14 protein-coding genes and 1 pseudogene are annotated in these 16,655 nt (G+C 64.9%); 8 read left to right on the plus strand and 7 right to left on the minus strand.

The window, feature by feature from the left end:
- The first annotated feature begins 36 nt into the window (after window positions 1–36).
- Window positions 37–759 (plus strand): TetR/AcrR family transcriptional regulator, encoded by a 723-nt coding sequence (locus tag PQI66_RS05330; protein ID WP_339996581.1) that lies wholly within the window; start codon window positions 37–39, stop codon window positions 757–759.
- Here the strand turns inward: PQI66_RS05330 and uca are convergent.
- The 3 genes from uca to PQI66_RS05345 are packed head-to-tail and all read right to left on the minus strand — an operon-like array spanning window position 746 to window position 5,956.
- Window positions 746–4,345, minus strand: coding sequence for an urea carboxylase (uca, locus tag PQI66_RS05335; RefSeq protein ID WP_339996582.1), 3,600 nt, complete (start codon window positions 4,343–4,345; stop codon window positions 746–748). The two genes, PQI66_RS05330 and uca, sit on opposite strands and share 14 nt — an antisense overlap.
- 22 nt (window positions 4,346–4,367) lie before the next feature.
- Window positions 4,368–5,072, minus strand: a complete 705-nt coding sequence (locus tag PQI66_RS05340; protein ID WP_339996584.1) for an urea amidolyase associated protein UAAP2 — start codon at window positions 5,070–5,072, stop codon at window positions 4,368–4,370.
- Complete coding sequence (locus tag PQI66_RS05345) at window positions 5,072–5,956, minus strand: urea amidolyase associated protein UAAP1 (RefSeq protein ID WP_339996585.1); 885 nt, start codon at window positions 5,954–5,956, stop codon at window positions 5,072–5,074. The genes PQI66_RS05340 and PQI66_RS05345 overlap by 1 nt, the downstream gene beginning before the upstream one ends.
- Window positions 5,957–6,742: 786 nt before the next feature.
- Here PQI66_RS05345 and PQI66_RS05350 point away from each other — a divergent pair.
- A complete protein-coding gene (locus tag PQI66_RS05350; protein WP_339996586.1) occupies window positions 6,743–7,312 on the plus strand; it encodes a hypothetical protein in 570 nt (189 codons plus the stop codon).
- A gap of 3 nt (window positions 7,313–7,315) precedes the next feature.
- Here PQI66_RS05350 and PQI66_RS15420 read toward each other — a convergent pair.
- From PQI66_RS15420 to PQI66_RS05370, 4 genes and pseudogenes are all read right to left on the minus strand, one after another.
- A pseudogene (locus PQI66_RS15420) lies at window positions 7,316–7,997 on the minus strand (ISL3 family transposase); the annotation flags it as partial.
- A 136-nt stretch (window positions 7,998–8,133) separates the two neighbouring features.
- Window positions 8,134–9,939, minus strand: coding sequence for a DUF262 domain-containing protein (locus PQI66_RS05360; protein ID WP_339996588.1), 1,806 nt, complete (start codon window positions 9,937–9,939; stop codon window positions 8,134–8,136).
- Window positions 9,940–9,950: 11 nt separating this feature from the next.
- Complete coding sequence (gene lepA, locus PQI66_RS05365; protein WP_339996589.1) at window positions 9,951–11,801, minus strand: translation elongation factor 4; 1,851 nt, start codon at window positions 11,799–11,801, stop codon at window positions 9,951–9,953.
- Between the two features lie 190 nt (window positions 11,802–11,991).
- Window positions 11,992–12,420, minus strand: a complete 429-nt coding sequence (locus PQI66_RS05370; protein ID WP_339996590.1) for a hypothetical protein — start codon at window positions 12,418–12,420, stop codon at window positions 11,992–11,994.
- 224 nt (window positions 12,421–12,644) lie between these two features.
- Here PQI66_RS05370 and PQI66_RS05375 point away from each other — a divergent pair, with 224 nt between their 5' ends.
- From PQI66_RS05375 to rpsT, 6 genes are all read left to right on the plus strand, one after another.
- Complete coding sequence (locus PQI66_RS05375) at window positions 12,645–13,118, plus strand: hypothetical protein (protein ID WP_339996591.1); 474 nt, start codon at window positions 12,645–12,647, stop codon at window positions 13,116–13,118.
- Between the two features lie 27 nt (window positions 13,119–13,145).
- Window positions 13,146–13,679 carry a type II toxin-antitoxin system PemK/MazF family toxin gene (locus tag PQI66_RS05380; RefSeq protein WP_339996592.1) on the plus strand — a complete coding sequence of 178 codons (534 nt, stop codon included), beginning with the start codon at window positions 13,146–13,148 and terminating at the stop codon, window positions 13,677–13,679.
- A gap of 50 nt (window positions 13,680–13,729) precedes the next feature.
- On the plus strand, window positions 13,730–14,398 hold the full coding sequence (locus PQI66_RS05385) for an alpha-ketoglutarate-dependent dioxygenase AlkB family protein (protein WP_339996594.1): 669 nt from the start codon (window positions 13,730–13,732) through the stop codon (window positions 14,396–14,398).
- Complete coding sequence (locus tag PQI66_RS05390) at window positions 14,395–15,027, plus strand: DNA-3-methyladenine glycosylase I (RefSeq protein WP_339996596.1); 633 nt, start codon at window positions 14,395–14,397, stop codon at window positions 15,025–15,027. Before PQI66_RS05385 ends, PQI66_RS05390 begins: the two co-directional genes overlap by 4 nt.
- A gap of 46 nt (window positions 15,028–15,073) precedes the next feature.
- Complete coding sequence (locus PQI66_RS05395; protein WP_339996598.1) at window positions 15,074–16,093, plus strand: hypothetical protein; 1,020 nt, start codon at window positions 15,074–15,076, stop codon at window positions 16,091–16,093.
- Window positions 16,094–16,289: 196 nt separating this feature from the next.
- Window positions 16,290–16,556 (plus strand): 30S ribosomal protein S20, encoded by a 267-nt coding sequence (rpsT, locus tag PQI66_RS05400; RefSeq protein ID WP_038549493.1) that lies wholly within the window; start codon window positions 16,290–16,292, stop codon window positions 16,554–16,556.
- The last annotated feature ends 99 nt before the right edge of the window (window positions 16,557–16,655 follow it).

Below are 16,655 nucleotides of genomic sequence, written 5' to 3' on the forward strand. Positions count from 1 at the left end.
CCCCAGCAGAGCCCCAGCAAATTGAGGAGCACCGACGTGCCGGAACCGGCCAACAAGCCCACCCCCCAGCGGAAGCCGGGACGCCCCCGCGCGTCCGCTCCCCGCTGGGACGGCGTCGACACCGGTGCCGAGCTGCTGGACGCCGCCGCCGAGCTGTTCACCACCGAGGGCTACGGGTCGGTGAGCACCCGGCAGCTCGCGGAGGCCGCGGGCATCCGTCAGGCCACGATCTACCACTACTTCCCCGGCAAGAAGGGGCTGCTGCTGGCGTTGCTGGTGCAGACCGTGGAGCCGTCGGTGCAGCTGTCACGGTCCCTGCTGGAAGCCCCCGACTCTCTTGACTCCCTTGACTCCCCTGACACCTCCAGCTCCCCCGCCGAGACCCTGCGCCACCTCGCCACGGAGGACGCCTACCTGCTGCTCACCGACAAGTGGAACCTCGCCACGCTGTACGGTGCCCCGGAGATCCGCGACCCCTACTTCGTGCAGTTCCACACCCTGCGCGATGAACTGCGCGAGGGCTACCGCAGCCTCGCCCGCCGTGTCGCCGGAACCACCGCCCTTCCGGAAGACCACCTCGACCTGCCGTTCTACATGGTCGAGTCGGTGATCCGGCTGCGTGCCGAATCGTCCTCCACCGACCCTGGTACCGACCCTTGTACCGACCCTGGTACCGGCTCGGGCCCCGACGACGCGGCGGCGCGCTCACTGGCGGACGCCGTGGCGCGAGCGGCGGTGGGCGTCCTCACGCCGGGCTGATGCTGACCAGCACCTGCCCCTGACCGACCTGTTCGCCGACGCCGGCGAAGACTCCGGAGACCACCCCGTCGCACTCGGCGAGGACCGGGGTCTCCATCTTCATCGCCTCCAACGACGCCAGCCGGTCGCCGATCTTCACCGTGTCGCCCTCGGCGACGACGAGCTGCCACAGCGTCGACGGCAGCGGCGCGTACACCCCGTCGGAACCCTCCGGCACCTCGGCCTCGGCGGTGTCCTCGACCACCTCGGGTTCGTCCCTGACCTCGAACTCGCCGGAGGCGCGCCAGCGCTCCTTCTCCTCGTCGAAGGCGGTGGCCTGGGTGGCGCGGAACTCGGCGATGGAGTCGGCGTTGTCGTCGAGGAACCGGCGGTACTCGGCGTAGGAGAAGGTGCCTTCCTCGGTGTCGGCGAGTCCGCGTCCGGCGTCGGTCTCGGCGCGCAGGTGCGTCAGTTCCTCGTGGGAGACCGGGTACCACTCGATGCGGTCGAAGAACCGCAGCGCCCAGGGGTCCCCCTGGAACAGTCCGCCGGTGCGGAAGCGGTTCCACACCTGGGTCGTGCGCCCCACGAACTGGTAGCCGCCGGGGCCCTCCATGCCGTAGATGCACAGGTAGGCACCGCCGATGCCCACGGCGTTCTCCGGGGTCCAGGTGCGGGCAGGGTTGTACTTGGTGGTGACCAGGCGGTGGCGGGGGTCCAGTGGGGTGGCGACCGGCGCACCGAGATACACGTCGCCGAGGCCGAGGACCAGGTAGGACGCCTCGAAGACGGTGTCGTAGACGTCCTCGACGGTCTCCAGACCGTTCATCCGACGAATGAACTCGATGTTCCACGGGCACCAGGGGGCGTCGTCGCGCACGCCGTTCATGTAGCGCTCGATGGCCAGGCGGGTCTGCGGGTCGTCCCAGGACAGTGGCAGGCGGACCCGGCGGGACGGCACCTCGAGCTCCTCCGTGTCCGGGACGGCCTCCTCGATGCCGCGCACCACGTCCACCAGCCCACTGGGCAGGACGGTGGCGGGGTCGACGTGGATCTGCAGCGACCGGATACCCGGGGTCAGGTCGATGATCCCATCGATCTCGTGGTAGTCGATCCGCGACTCGATCTCGGTCATCAGGGCGTGCACGCGCATGCGCAGCCCGATGTCGAGGACGAGGTCGCCGAACTCGACGAGCAGGTTGGTGTCGCCGGCGCGACGGTAGGTCACCGCGGGACGCCCGTCGGTGGCCTCGTCGTGGGCGAGGACGCCATGGTCGCCGTCGCCTGTGCCACCCTCGGTGCGCGCGTCCGGCGCGGCGGCGTCGGCCTCCCTCACCGGCACGAAGCGGATGGTGTCGCCGGGGCGCAGTTGCCCGAGTTTCCACAGGTCACCGCTGGCGACGACAGCCGGGCAGACGAACCCGCCGAGGCTGGGGCCGTCCGGCCCGAGGATGATCGGGGTGTCGCCGGTGAAGTCCAGCGCGCCGACGGCGTAGGCGTTGTCGTGGATGTTCGACGGGTGAAGTCCGGCCTCCCCGCCGTCCTCGCGGGCCCAGGTCGGTCGCGGGCCGATGAGGCGCACGCCGGTGCGCGCGGAGTTGTGGTGCACCGCGTAGTCGGTCGCGTAGAGGGTCTCGATGTCCTCAGGGGTGAAGAACTCCGGGGCCTCGTGTGGGCCCTCGGTCACCGCGATGCACCAGTGGGTGGCGATCTCCGGTCGCCTGTCGACAGGCACGGCGGCCGGTGCGGGGACGTCTGTGGCGTCTGTGTCGACCGGTGCGGGACGCAGGACGTCGCCGGCGCGCAGGGCACGTCCGGCATGACCGCCGAAGTTGCCGAGGGTGAAGGTGGACGCTGAGCCGAGGTACTCGGGGACGTCGAACCCGCCGCGCACGGCGAGGTACACGCGCAGCCCGGCGTCCGAGGCGGTGCCGATGCGCAGGGTCTGGCCGGCGTCGACGGTCACCGGGGTCCACTGTTCGACCGGGTCGCCGTCGACGGTGCAGGCCACCGAAGCGCCGGTGACGCAGACGACGGTGGTGTGCGAGAACCGCAGGGCGGGCCCGGAGGACGTGCACTCCAGGGCCGGCGCACCCTCCGGATTGCCGACGGCGATGTTGGCCTCGCGCAGGGACTTGTCGTCCATCGGGCCTGACGGCGGGACGCCGACCTGCCAGTAGCCCGTTCGTCCCGGCCAGTCCTGCACGGTGGTGAGCATGCCGGGGGCGACGACGTCAATGCGCGGGTCCGGGTCGACGGTGGTGGCGAGGGTGAGGGTGGAGTGGGTGGCGGCCCGGACCTCGGTGGCCGCGTCTGTGGTTCCCGTCATGGCGCGCAGCAGGCCGAGGTTGGTGGTCACCCCGTCGATGCGGGTCTCGCCCAGCGCGGTGTTCAGCAGGTCGAGGGCCTTGTCGCGGTTGTCCCCGTGGGCGATGACCTTGGCGATCATCGGGTCGTAGAAGTGCGGGATCTCCAGACCGGTCTCCACCCAGCCGTCGACGCGCACCCCGTCCATGTCCTCGGGGAAGACGGCGTTGGTGACCAGCCCGGGGCTGGGCTCGCAGTTCTTGGCGGGGTCCTCGGCGTACACGCGGGCCTCCACCGCCCAGCCGGTGGGCTGCGGGTCGGCGTCGAAGATGCCCGCGTCCAGCCGTCCCTGCGCCAGGGTGAGCATCCAGTCGACGAGGTCCACGCCGTACACCTCCTCGGTGACGGGGTGCTCGACCTGGAGGCGGGTGTTCATCTCCAGGAAGTAGGCCTCCTCACGGGCGGGATCGTAGATGAACTCCACCGTGCCGGCGGAGCGGTAGTCCACCGAGGCCGCCAGGGAGCGGGCCGCCTCGTGGATCTCCCGACGCACGGCGTCCGGCAGGTCCGGGGCGGGGGCCTCCTCGATCACCTTCTGGTTTCGGCGCTGCAGGGAGCAGTCGCGGTCGCCTATGACCGCGACGTTGCCGGTGCCGTCACCGAAGACCTGGACCTCGACGTGGCGAGCGGGACGCACCAGCCGTTCCAGGAACACCCCGCCCGAGCCGAAGTTCTTCGCGGCGATCTTCTCCACCGCCTCGAAGGCCTCGGCGACCTCGGCGGTGGTGGTGCAGGCCTGCATGCCGATGCCGCCGCCACCACTGGACGCCTTGACCATCACCGGCAGGCCGATCTCCTCGGCCTGCGTCACGGCGTCCTGCGCGGTCTGCAGCAGTCCGGTGCCCGGCAGCATGGGGACCCCGGCGACGTTCGCGAGTTCGCGGGCGGTGTGCTTGACGCCGAAGCTCTCGAGCTGGTCGGGGGTCGGCCCGACGAAGCGCATACCGGCGGCCTCGACGCGGCGGGCGAAGTCGGCGTTCTCGGAGAGGAAGCCGTAGCCGGGGTGCACCGCGCCGGCCTTCGCGTCGGCGGCGACGGCGAGTATCGCGTCGATGTCGAGGTAGGATTCCGCCGCCGGTCCGGGGCCCAGCAGGTGGGCTTCGTCCGCCTCGCGGACGTGCGGGGCAGCGATGTCGGCCTCGGAGTAGACGGCGATGGTGCGGATGCCGAGGGCTCGGGCGGAACGGATGATGCGCAGGGCGATCTCGCCGCGGTTGGCGATGAGCAGGCTGTCGAACATGGGAATTGTCCTCTTACTCGGGTTACTCGGGTCGGGTGACGGTCATCCGCAGCGGCGTGCAGTTGAAGTCGTTGCAGGGGTTGTTCATCTGCGGGCAGTTGGACACGATGACCAGCACGTCCCGCTCGGCGCGCACGGCCACGCGGCGTCCGGGGGCGGACATGCCGTCGACGATGCCGAGGGTGCCGTCGGCCTCGACGGGGACGTTCATGAACCAGTTGAGGTTGGAGACCAGGTCGCGCGGGCCCATGCCGTACTTGCGGGCCTCGACGAGGAAGTTCTCGCGGCAGCCGTGGTCGTGGTGGGTGTGGTGGCCGTAGCGCAGGGTGTTGGACTCCTTGCCGCAGGCACCGCCGATGGTGTCCTGCCGGTCGACCTCGTTCGCGACCACGGTCATCAGCGGGTTGGCGAGGTTGGACTGCAGGACGGTGCCGGTGCGCACGTAGACGTTGCGCTGTTCGGCGAGGGTGTGCGGGACGCTGTAGCGCTCGGTGGTGTCGGCGGCGTCGTAGATGAGGCAGTCGGCGGACTGGTTGCCGCCGACGTCGATGATGGTGAGGACGTCACCCTTCTGCACTGTCGCCGACCAGCCGTCGCGGGGGGCGACGATCTCGTCGAGGATCATCTCGCCGGCGCCGGCGGGTTCGCTGTAGTCGAGGACGCTGTCGGGTGAGTGGATGGCGCCGGGTTCGACGGTGGAGTCAATGGTGGTGGTTGCTGTGGTCATCAGAGGGCCCTCGCTTCGGTGTAGTCGACGGTGTTCAGGTAGGCGCGCGTGTTCTCCGGGGACATCTGCTCGCTGGGTTGGGTAGGTTCGCCCCGCCAGGCGTGGACGCGCAGCGGTCCGCTCAGGTAGTCCTGCGCGGGGTCGAGCGGGTGTGGTGAGTTGGCGATGAGGATGATGACCGGCATCTCGGCGATGAGGTCCACGTGGGTGCCCTCCCCTGCCCCGCCGGTGAATCTGATGGTGCCGTCTTCTTCAGCGCGGGTGCCTTTGAAGAAGGAGATCGAGGGTGGCAGGTCGCGGGGTTCCAGGCCGTGTTTGGCACCGGCCTGCTCGAAGAGACCCTGGCCGGAGGGGTAGACGTCGTGGATGGCGGGGTCGCCGTACTTGCGGGCGGTCTGCGTGTCCGTCATGGTGCCGCAGAACGTGTCGTGGTGAGCGGAGGTGTCGTCGGCGACGGTGGCCAGGACGCGACCTTCCCCGGAGAGGAGCGGGTGGCCGGTCGTGACGTAGGCCTGCCAGGGGATCTTGATGGAGTCGGCGGCGTTGTAGCGCTCCCACGGTTCCAGGGCGTTGAACAGCAGGACGTGGGCACAGGTGGTGCCGTCGACGTCCTCGAGGCGGACGCGGGTCCCGCGGGCGACGACTTTGTGGGTGTAACCGCCGGGGCCGACGGTCTCTGCCCAGGTAAGGTCCTGCGGGTTGACGCCCTCCGGGGCGTAGGGGCTGCCGCTCGCCGGGAGGTAGGGCATGTAGGGGTTGGTCTGTGTGCCCTGGGCGCGGGCGTCGCTGCGGGCGTTGGTCACGCTGTCGGTGCGGTGCAGGTCGCGTGCGGTTTCTTCGGCGGGGGCTGGCTGACGTACTGACTGGGTGCTGGCGGTGTTCATCGTCTCATCCTTCAGATATCTGTCGTTTGATCGATACCCTTGCAATGATGGTAGCTACGTGTTGCCGACCAGTACGGATCGTGTTTCAGGGGGGTTAAAGGTCGCGGGGAATGCGCCCTTCAGGCACCCTTCAGTCCCCCACCGTCAGATAGCCACCCTCCCAGGAAGGGGTTCAGCCCATCTCGCTGCCTCGGAGGGTGATCGCTCGACATGCCCCTGCGGTCACGACAGAAGCCGGAAGTCTTCCCCCGCCCACCCCAGCTACCCGTCAGATAGCAGCCGCAACACCGTCCGCCTCAAAAGCCCCATGTTCGAATGCAGACGGCCAAACATGCAACTTCCTGACATTAGGGACGACGGGCATTGCAGGCGACGCTCGAACACGTCCAGATTCCGTGTCCGTGGGCGCCGCTAGATTTACTCCCATGTCACACCACGCTAGAGGACGTAACCGTTCCCCTTGCAAAATTGCCGGGCCTCTTCTTTCTCACCGGTGGCTGTCCCGGGGGCTTCTCCGGCGTCGATGTCACCCCTAGCGCGCCCAGTTGCACAGCGTTTCGCGGGACACCCCGAGTTCGTCGCCGAGCGCTCGGCACACCGCTGCCATCAACGGGTAGTTGCTGCGTTGCCGCTGTACCAGGCGGACGGCCCGGGCCTTGATCTCCAAGTCGAGAGTGCTTGTTCATGTGGTTGATCCTTCCTCATTGGAAGGCGGCAAGATACCCGCGACGGTTCGCTGGGCAGCATCGGTGCGATCGTCATGGAATCGGGACGACGGACGTGCCGATGGAAGAGACGACAACCATGTACACCGCCACTGCCCTGACCCAGATGCCCCACTCCGACCTCCTGTCCATGTTCTCCACGTTGCAGGCCCCCACGCTGTCGGAGATGACCGGGGAATTCAACGGAACACCCCTCAAACAACCCACCATATTCCGGGCAGTGGTCGCCGCCGTTAAAGTGCGCAACCCGCTGTACCTCTGGACGGCGAAGGGTTTTCGCCCAGTGGATGAGACCACCGGTCGCGGTTACAATGTGCACCTCAGGGCTCCCGGCGGGCGGCGCGTCTTACGGGACCCCATGACAACGTCCGTCGGGCTCTCGGACTTCGACGGTCTACCGGCATTCCGTCTCGACTACCGCACCTTCGATACCCTCAACGGGACCATGAACTTGCTCGACGACGTTCGTCGGGTGACCGGAGATCTCTACCTGGGATTCGGGATGCTGGGCTTCACGGACCGGCAACGCTCGGTTCCGCAACCATTCATGTTCGAACGAACGTCTCGTCCCTACAGTTCAGACGTGGGGGTCCGGCGCAGCGAACAACGCCATGGTGCGCCCATAGCTTAGGTCACGGAACTGTTGCCTGCGTTGCTGCAGCCAGGTGCGCAGGACGTCTGCGCTGCGCCCCTGGCGCATGTCGATCAGCCGTGCCGGCCTGGGCCCATCGACCAGCGGAGTCAGGTCCACCAGGACCGTGAGCAGCGAGGAGGGCTCTCCGGATCGGCGGATGTGTCTCCACACGTGCTCGTCGACACCGAGAATCCGCACCCCGTCCAGATGATCCGAGTCAGCGTAGACCAGATCACGGATGGCATCGACAGCGATCCTGTTGACCCACTCTCAGCCCACGCCCAGGGCTCTGGCGGTTGCGGACACGCTCACGCGGTCGACCGCGAGACGTTGCAGGATCCAGCGGGTCGCCCGACCGCTCAGCTTCGCCCGTCAGCAGCACATTGCAGTGATGCCTGGAAATTCTTCCGGTCGCAGGAGTCATTGGTACAGGTGAAGCGCGGCACCCGGATGTCCAGGCGGGTCGCGAAGTCCACCACCGGCAGATCGACAAGTCGACGTTGAATGTGGTCCCGCTTCACCCCGGGGCATCACACAGTCCGGGGCAGAAGTCGACAATCTCCACCGAGTCGGCGTTGATGACAGTGATGGTGCCTGCATCGGCGGCGTCGGCGATCGTCAATCCGATCTCTTCCGGTGCGGCGTGAAAAGTGCCGGCAACGAGGTTGCCAATAGGGCGCACTGTAGGGTCCTGGTTCGCTTCAGATGGAAGCTTCGCAACCCTCATCTTGTACCGGCCAATGCCTCTACATGATGTTTCACACCGGACCCGCCCCACCGTCAGCTACTCAATTCAAATCGCGAAGAGCCGCTAATTCTCACGACTCGTCGTCACCTTCGGAAAGTCTAGTTGGCCAGATTTCTACGGCGATCTCCAAGAGATGCTCCATGCGCTCATTAGAATATGCGTTTGACCATTCGCCAGAGCCTAAAGCCTCACGCAAAATCTCATCATTAGGGTTACTGAATTTATCCAAAGCCTCAAACTTGGAAGCAAAATCGCCAGCGGCCGCGTCTGAGTTATCCTTCGGAGGCAGGAGCATCAAATTTCCAATCTTCCCAATCCATTGCCGATTAGGCGCATTTAGAGCCTTCCCAGATTGAGGTTCTATATGTTCAATTGACATTTGCTCCATTCCGGGCGGCAAGCGAGATTCACCCCAATAATTCTCCAACCTTTCGAAGAAGTAACGAACTCTATGAACAGCATCCGGGCGCTTATCGAAATAAGTCATCTTCTTTAATCCGTCCTTAAATTGAACGTCGGTAGCCATCAAGGAATCAGCATCTTCACGAAAGCGAGAGAGCGAGTTTCTGATATCACCAGAAGAGGTCGCTTGATCAACGGAAAAAGAAGCTCGTCGATACATACGTCGGACGGTCTCCGTTGAACTCTTTTGAGCCACCGACCACCTAAACTGAAATGAAGAGATATCGCGAAGGAAGTCTACGAGTAACCGCTGAGTCATGATGCTCTTTTTCCCACCGAGATGTTTCCTCAAAACTGAAAAAAGGAGCTGCAAGGGCAATACTGATTGCGGCACAAGACAACCGTACAAAGCCTGGTCTATCTCGTACCACTTCGAATTTGTCGAACTCCTCCCATAGGAACGAGCCAAACCCGTCCAATGCTTCCCATTCGGGGCTTCAAGCGTACGAGTAAATTCGCTAAAAATCTGAGCAGTCCGGCAAAGACTCTCTACGAATTCCTGTGCCCTTTCAATTCGGTCATGTTCCGGATCATCTAGCCATTCGGCGACGGTTTTCCTAAGCCTTTCTGTCTTAACTATATCGTCCGAATCCTGATAACCAGTTGAATTCCAGAAATAGTACAGGAATCCTTCGTGATCGATCGCAGGTTTCCAGGGTACCGAATCAAATAGCCTCACCGCATCCATCCACGCCCGCTCCGATGCTTCTTCAGCAGTCTCCGGTATAGATGATATAACCTCATTCTTAACAAGGTCCATTTGAGTGAGGCTCATACCTCGGTCGTTCAGAGTTTCAAATAGCGCAAACGCAGATGCCCTATTAGCACCCTCCACAACAATAGCATGCGCCTGAAGGAAACGTTCGCGAATTTCTTCGAGGACGTCTATCTCTGACTGTTTCGAACGGCTTGAAATTTCCGAACGAATCAGCTCCCGAAAATTTTCGTACGCTATTTGCTGCTTTCTATCAGCAGCGCTAGGCGTAAGTTTTTTTAGGTATTCCTTTGGATCTTTGGACAGGATATCAATGCTAACAAGATTCGACGAGTCCCATTGCTGAATCCGAAAAATCGGCTTCCCGACCTTACTAGTTCCTTCGATATACTGGCGAACCCCGTCCGCCATCCCATCCTCCGCGTAGAGCCGAAACTCTTCCTCGATCACCCTTAGTGCGATTGCAATAGTGGTTAGCCGTTGCTGCCCATCAATTACATCCCAAGTAGAAGGCTCCTGCGCCTGGGTGACAATATGCCCCAAGAAAAGACCGCCGGATTCTGCTTTTCGTAAGTCATTCCAGAGGTCAATTATGTTCTCCTTCTCCCAAGAATATTCTCGCTGATATCGTGGGATCCGAAAGAATCCAGACGTGAGTATACTCTCAATGGTCTGGTCGGTCGGGTTGAACTTCGCCACCACCGTAAAATCTACCCCTCATCCGTCGACAACGCCGCAACAAACGCCTCCTGCGGGACGGACACCGACCCGATGGACTTCATGCGCTTCTTGCCTTCCTTCTGCTTCTCCAGCAGCTTCTTCTTGCGAGAGATGTCACCACCGTAGCACTTGCTCAGGACATCCTTACGCAAAGCGCGAATATTCGTCCGAGAAATCACCTTCGAGCCGATCGCCGCCTGCACCGGCACCTCGAACTGCTGGCGAGGGATTAGTTCCTTGAGCTTCTTCGTCATCTTGTTGCCGTAGTGCAGCGCATGGTCGCGGTGCACGATCGCGCTGAACGCATCCACCGGCTCTCCCTGCAGCAGGATGTCGACCTTCACCAGGTCAGCTTCCTGCTCGCCGTTCTCCTCGTAGTTCAGCGACGCGTACCCCTTCGTCCGAGACTTCAGCATGTCGAAGAAGTCGAACACGATCTCACCCAGCGGCATCCGGTAGCGCAGCTCCACACGGTCCGTCGACAAGAAGTCCATGTTCTTCATCTGCCCACGCTTCGACTGGCACAACTCCATCGTCGGCCCCAGGAACTCCTCCGGCACGATGACCGTCAGGTCCACCATCGGTTCCCAGATCTCCTTAACCTTGCCCTCCGGCCAATCCGACGGGTTCTGGACATGCATCTCCGTCCCGTCCTCCCCCACCACACGGTAGACCACCGACGGTGCGGTGGAGATCAGGTCCAGGTCGAACTCGCGCTCGAGGCGGTCGCGGGTAATCTCCATGTGAAGCAGGCCCAGGAAGCCGCAGCGGAAACCGAAGCCCAACGCGGTGGACGTCTCCGGCTCGAAGGTCAGCGAGGCGTCGTTCAACTGCAGCTTCTCGATCGCCTCACGCAGTTCCGGGTACTGGTTCGCCGAGATCGGGAACAGGCCCGAGTACACCATCGGCGTGGGCTCGCGGTAGCCCGTCAGCGGCTCCGTCGCGCCCTTCACTGCCCAGGTGACGGTGTCGCCCACCTTCGACTGGCGGACGTCCTTCGCTCCGGTGATGATGTACCCCACCTCGCCCACGCCCAGGCCCTTGGACTTCTCCGGCTGCGGGGAGATGATGCCGACCTCCTGCGCCTCATGGGTAGCGCCGGTGGACATCATCTGGATCTTCTGGCGTGGCTCCAGCGTGCCGTCCATCATGCGGATGTAGGTGACCACGCCGCGGAAGATGTCGTAGACGGAGTCGAAGATCAGCGCGCGGGCCGGAGCGTCCTGATCGCCCTGCGGGGCGGGGACCAGCTCGCAGACCTTGTCGATCATGTCCGGGATGCCCTCACCAGTCTTCGCCGAGATGCGCATCACATCCTCCGGTTCACAGCCGATGATGTTCGCGATCTCCAGGGCGTACTTGTCCGGGTCCGCGGCCGGCAGGTCGATCTTGTTGAGGACCGGGATGATCTCCAGGTCTTTCTCCATCGCCAGGTACAGGTTCGCCAGCGTCTGCGCCTCGATGCCCTGGGCGGCGTCCACCAACAGGATCGCACCCTCGCACGCCTCCAGCGCGCGGGAGACCTCGTAGGTGAAGTCCACGTGGCCGGGAGTGTCGATGAGGTGCAGTACCAGCTCTTCGTCCTTGTGGGCGCAGGTCTTCGGCACCCACGGCAGACGCACGTTCTGCGCCTTGATGGTGATGCCACGCTCGCGCTCGATGTCCATGTTGTCGAGGTACTGGTCGCGCATGTCGCGCTCTTCGATGACCCCGGACATCTGCAGGATGCGGTCGGCCAGGGTGGACTTGCCGTGGTCGATGTGCGCGATGATGCAGAAGTTCCGGATCCGCGAGGGGTCGGTGAACGTCTCGCGGGCGTAGTTCTTCTGCTTGGGGGCCATGGGGTGTCGTCCTCCTGGTGGTGCATGGTCCCGCCACGGATCGCCGCGGCAGGAAGATATCAGGCCGAGTCTACCGTGCACCGGTACGCGAGTTGGTGTCGTATCCGTGAGTCACGGCAGCAGTGGTGTTACCCACCTCGCCCGTCCGCTTCCCTCCGATCCCACACACCGATCGCCGAACATGCCGGCATCACCGACGCCGGACAACCATCACCCCACCGATAAGGATGAACGCCACACCGCTCGTCCCCGCCAGTGCGGACACCCCGAAGGACAACGTCGAGGTCATCAGCGCCGAGCGGACCGTCGATCCCTGCAGTGCGAGATCACGGTTGGGGTCGTCCATGTCCAGCTGCGCGTAGGTCTTTCCGTCCGTGGCCTCCAACACGTGCCTCTTCACCGTCTCCGCCTGTGAGTACGCACTCAGCGGCCCGTCGACCCGGTCACCGGCGAAGCGGTCGGCGTCCTCAGAAACCGTGATGTTCTCGTCGATGAGCTCGGCACGGACAGTGAACCAACCGAAGATGCCACCGATGAGGAACACGACCCCGATAACAGCAACGAGGAGTCCGGCGATGCGGGAGACGACAGAAGATTTCGGGATGCTCGGAGTGGTCATGACAGCCTTCCGGTGAGGGGCGCAGGTAGTTGACGTGACAATCAATACACGGGCAAGGCCAGCCTGTCTATAATTCCATACGCAATCCCGCCGCGAATCCCTCTCCGATCCGATCCGCAGACGAGGATCGACCGGCGCGGCGACAACCCGGCAACACTCCAGGCATGTACCCCTGGGGGTAAGGGAAGCGGCCACGACCCGAGGTCACGCCCTATTCTCAAGTCATGACATTCAGGAAACTAACTTGTTTCGCCGTCGCCATCAGCGGCGCCATAGCTCTTACCGCCTGCGGAGGAGAGACTGAAGCGGAGGTCGCGGCCCCCTCGACAATCACCCTCACCGTCACCACCACGGTCGACCACACCACGACAGTCACGGAGACCCCGGAAGACGAGCCAGAACCAACCCAGGCATCGAGGGAGATTCCGGAACCGGCTCCGACGAACACCAGAGCATCAGGATCGTCGTCGACAACGTTCGGGGCGGGGACGCAGCTGGTGGGCAGCGACGTCGAGCCAGGGACCTACCGGAACACGGCAACAGACGGCTGTTACTGGGAGCGACTGTCCGGCACCAGCGGCGACTTCGAGGACATCATCACCAACGGGTTCTCCGAGGGACAGAGCTACGTGACCATCGCGCCGACCGACGTCGCCTTCAACTCGTCGTTCTGCGGGACCTGGGAGCTCGTGGAGTAATCCGACCCCCGCGCTACAGTGGTCACCATGAATTCCGTACGGAATCCCCTGCGCCGGATGCTCGAGCGCTACTTCCACCACCGCGGCAGCATGGACGAGGGCTTGGCCGAGCTCCACGCCAATCTCGGCCTCGACCAGTCCTCCCACACCGAGACCGCCGTCCGCGCCGTCACCGTCACCACCCCCACCGAAGACCATGCCCGCCCGGTCATCTACGCCCCCGACATGGACGGGCAGGCCGACCCGGGTGAGGTCGTCTGGTACCACGTCCTGCCCAACCGCGAGTCCACCCCGGAGCTGCGCGCCTGCGTGGTGGTGGGCCGTAACCGTCACACCCTGCTCGGCATGCTCATCAGCTCCAACCCGGAACACGCCGAGGACGACAACTGGGTCGCCATCGGCGCCGGCCTGTGGGACCCGCGCGGCAACGAGTGCTGGGCCCGCGCCGACCGCATCATCGAGATCCCCGAGGCCTCCATCCAACGCCGCGGCGTGTCCATGCCGGAGCGCCGGTATGAACGCCTCGCCAACGCCCTGCGCCGCAACTACGACTGGTCCTGACCTCCACCCCTCCCACGCCCCTCCCCCCTCCAGCTACCACCAGAGGCAGAATGACTGACCAACCCACACTGTTCGACCTTCACGCCCCCGCCTCCGACCTGCCCGACGGCGCCCACCACCGCTCCGCCTGGCTCGACAGCGCCCAACAACGCTGGATCCTCGCCCAGTACGCCGCCTGGGCCAAAGGCCCCGTCCCGCCGCACTCCCCGGTGATCCACGGGCACCCGATGAGCGTCTCCATGCTCTGCCTCGGCTGGCACTGGACGCCCGGGCGCTACACCCGGCGCGCCGTCGACGTGAACAACGCCCCCGTCCTGCCCGTACCAGACTGGCTGGTGGAACTGGGGCGTCGCGCGGTGGCGGAGACCACCGGCGACGCCGCCCTCGCCGCGGCCTACACCCCGGACGTCGCACTGGTGAACCACTACCGCGATGCCGCGAAGATGGGCATGCACCGCGACGCCGACGAGCGCTCCGCGGCGCCGGTGGTCTCCCTGTCCATCGGCGACACCTGCCGTTTCCGCTTCGGCAACGCCGAGACCCGCAACCGTCCCTACACCGACCTGTGGTTGGCCTCCGGCGACCTGTTCGTCTTCGGCGGTCCCGCCCGACAGAACTACCACGGCGTGACCAAGGTGTACCCCAACACCGCCCCCTACGAACTCGAGATCCACGGCCGGTTGAACATCACGCTGCGTCAGACGGGGTTGAAGGGATGAGCGCCCTGGTGACCGGGCCGGACGGGTTGGCACGCCCTGCGTGGGCGGAGTCGTCCGACCTGCTGCGCGGGTACTACGACACCGAGTGGGGTGTGCCGGTCACCGACGAACGCGGGATGTTCGAACGCATCAGCCTGGAGGCCTTCCAGTCCGGGTTGAGCTGGGCGACGATCCTGCGCAAACGACCCGCCTTCCGCGCCGCCATCCGCGGGTTCGACCCGGACGTCGTCGCCGGCTTCGGTGAGGCAGAGTACGACACCCTGATGCAGGACGCCGGGATCGTGCGCAACGCCCGTAAGATCCGGGCGACGATCACCAACGCGCAGGCCACCGTCGCACTGCGGGGACGCTACGGCGCGGGCACCGGGTTGGCCGAGTTCGTGTGGTCCTTCCGTCCGGAGCGCACGCCACTCCCCGAGCGCATCGAGGACGTCCCGACCACCTCGCCGGAGTCGGTCGCACTGTCGAAGGCGCTGAAGAAGGAAGGGTTCGTCTTCGTCGGCCCGACGACGATGTTCGCCCTGATGGAGGCCGCGGGTCTGGTCGATACGCACCTTCTCGGCTCGCACCGGCGCGGATGCTCCGGACTCTGGGACGCAGACGGCAAAAGTGCCGGAGATCCCTGGTAGACACGTGTACTATCGTCTGCAAAACAGGAAGGCAGGCGAACACACGATGACGAAAAGCATGACCCCCTTCGAGGCCCTCGAGATCGAGATGTGGAGCCTCCGCAACGCCCGGGAGCGCAACGCCACCGTCCCCGTCCTGCTGGACTTCGCCGCGCGACAACGCGACCTGCCGTTGGCCGACGCCGTCGAGGCGACGATGCAGATCTTCCGCCGGTACCGCGCCCGCTACCGCCACAACGCCCCCACCACCGCACGCACCGCCCGTCTCGTCCCGGAGATCGAGGCCTACTCCAACGGCTACCGCGCCGCCGACGGTGCCGCGCGGGTCTCGCTGTCGGAAACCTACGTGCTCGACATCGACCTCATCGCCGACATCGAAGACTCCGGCTACCGGCAGACCGAGTCCCCCACCCTCGCCACGGAGGACGTCTGGCCCACCCTGGTCACCCGTCTGCACAGCATCGGCATGGTCGTGGAGATGCAGGATGACCCGGCACAGGTCGAGCGTACCGGCCCCTTCACCCTCAACGTGCACACCGCGCTGCCGGGCACCGTCCCACCGGTGGACGTGGACACGTCCTCGGCGTGGTACGTGCTGCGCATCGCCCCGGAGCTCGGCGGCCCGGGCGCCGCCGACGCCCTCGCGGTGATCGCAGAGGTGCTGGGCCATATCTTCCTGGCGCACGCACCGCAGGTCTGGTCCGATCCCCGTACCTGGTCGGACAGTGCGATGCCGTGGCCGCCGGACGTGCCCACCACCAGCCACTGGTGGCTGCCGTCGCGCCTGGTGGACCCGGACCTGCTGACCAGCCGCCACTTCACCGAGGCACAGGCGCAGGAGGCGATGACGGCGGGCATGGTGGCGTTCGCTCGCGCCGGCCTGATCCCCCACCTCCCGGATTCTGGCTCCCTGGGGGCGGTGGACCGGTTGCCGAAGGAGTTCCGGTGGCGTGCGGTGATGGACGCCGCCGCAGAGATCGAGGCGATGCTCACCGGTGCCATGCCACAGCGCATGGTGTACCCGCCGGCCGACGACCGACGGACCCGCGACCTGAACGAGCCGTGACGAGCTCCTGACGCAGACAGATTTCTGCCCTCCCCGCCGAACTGGTAGTGTTCGTCAGGTTGACCCGCGACCACTCGCGGCGTGTGCACCGCAACCGGCAGGACCTTGGGCCGGTTGTCAGAGACCGTGCGCACGGCTCACCCGGGTGGAAGTGGCGAACGATCACCGATTCACCGTTCAGAAAGAGGTAAGCCCCATGGCTAACATCAAGCAGCAGAAGAAGCGCGTCCTCACCAACGAGGCTGCCCGCAAGCGCAACCAGGCTGTCCGCTCCCGCCTGCGCACCGAGACCCGCAAGTTCGAGGCTGCTGTCGCCGCCGGTGACAAGGATGCCGCCACCGCACAGCTGCGCATCACCAACCGCCTGTACGACAAGGCTGCCACCAAGGGTGTCATCCACAAGAACAACGCGGCCAACAAGAAGTCCGGCCTGGCCGCTCAGCTGAACAAGCTCGAGGGCTAATCCCGCCTTCTCCAGCGAGAACAACCCCGCCCCCGGTTCGCACGGGGTGCGGGGTTTTCTGCTGAGCGAACGCTCAGGATTTTCATGTCCGACCCAACC

The organism is Corynebacterium sp. USCH3, from assembly GCF_037619475.1.
GTDB lineage: Bacteria > Actinomycetota > Actinomycetes > Mycobacteriales > Mycobacteriaceae > Corynebacterium.